Here is a 970-nt window from a genome sequence, read left to right on the forward strand (position 1 = left end):
TTCACGGGTCAGGTTGCCGGCTTCGTCGTGGAACCATTGCAGCTTGCTGGCGGCGTTGACCGCCTGGATCAGCTGGCCATTGCCGTCGTAGGCGAAACTCTCGCTCTGGCTTTGGTTGCCTAGACGCGCCGTGCGCTCGCGCAATCGGCCCATCGGGTCGAAGGTCAGCTCGATCCGGCGCTGGCCAACCTGGGTGTTCGCCAACCGGCCGCTGTATGGGTCGTACTGGTAACGGGTGACCAAGCCATCGAAGCCGGTTTCTTGCAGCAGGCGACCGACCGGGTCGTAGAGGAAGGTGGCCTTGCTGGTGTTCTCGTTTTCCAGCCCGATCAAGCGGCCGAGCTTGTCCCAGCGGTAGCGCAGGGTGTGTTCGTTGGCATCGATGCGCTCAGCGAGCATACCGGCAGCGGTATAGGACCATGTGGTGCAGCGGTCGAGCGCATCGACGTGGGCCAGCAGACGACCTTCGGCGTCGTAGTTGAAGCGTTCCTCGGTCTTGTCCGGGTGGGTGACCTTGGCCAGCTGTCCGGCCTGGTACTCGTAGGCGGTCTTGTTGTTGGCCGCATCGGTGAAGGCGGTCAACTGGCCGAAGGTGTTGTACGCCCATTGGCTGGTCTTGCCGGAGCAGTCGGTGTACTCGAGCAGTTGCCCGGCGTCGTTGTAGGCGAGTGTCTTCTCGTTGCCCAGCGCATCCTTGATTGCCTTGACCAACCCGGCCGGGGTGTAGGCGAATTCGGTGGTGTTCCCCAGCGGATCGACGCTCTCGACCAGGTTGCCGCGCTCGTCATAGTCGCGTAACCATAAGCCACCCTCGGCATCACGCAGCTTGATCGGCTGGTCGTGATCGTCGTAGGCGTAGTGCACCGTGCTGTGGTCGGCACGGATGTGCTGCAACAGGTTGCTGCGCGCATCGTAGGTGTAGCGGTCCTGGCTGCCGTCGGGGTGGACGTGGCGGATGACGTTCTTGCGC

The 970-nt window shown here is 63.1% G+C and carries 1 pseudogene; it reads right to left on the minus strand.

Annotated features, from left to right (window positions below):
* A pseudogene (locus NGM28_RS28405) lies at positions 1-970 on the minus strand (RHS repeat-associated core domain-containing protein); the annotation flags it as partial.

This window comes from Pseudomonas sp. MWU13-3659 (assembly GCF_023757525.1).
GTDB classification, from domain to species: domain Bacteria; phylum Pseudomonadota; class Gammaproteobacteria; order Pseudomonadales; family Pseudomonadaceae; genus Aquipseudomonas; species Aquipseudomonas entomophila_E.